At 62.0% G+C, this 342-nt stretch carries 1 pseudogene; it reads left to right on the top strand.

Going from position 1 to position 342, the window contains the following annotated elements:
• Positions 1-63 precede the first annotated feature (63 nt).
• A pseudogene (locus GSQ92_RS25805) lies at positions 64-342 on the top strand (hypothetical protein); the annotation flags it as partial.

The following is a 342-nucleotide window of genomic DNA, read 5'->3' on the forward strand; positions in this document are numbered from 1 at the left end:
TTCACCTCGATCAAAAGCCACCCGATCGTGACAGACGCCCTCATGCAAGGTGCGAAGCTCGTGATGATGCCGCCGCTGTCGTGCATGTCGCAGGTCACGGATCGTGGTCTGACGTTTTCGGACGCGGCTGAGGGCGTCGTCAAAGGTGACTACCCGAGGCTTTCCTTCTTCGACCAGGAGCGTGTTGCGATCTGGTGGACAAAGGCGATACCGGCGTTCATGGCCTCAATCCCTCCGCTCTGGCTGCCGGCGTCCTCAAGAAGCGCCGCGGTGGAAGAGGTGGCGATCCACCCCAAAGCGGAAACGGAAGCGGAAGCGGAAGCCGGGGAGCACGCCCGTGTT

The organism is Acidisoma sp. S159, from assembly GCF_009766125.1.
GTDB lineage: Bacteria > Pseudomonadota > Alphaproteobacteria > Acetobacterales > Acetobacteraceae > Acidisoma.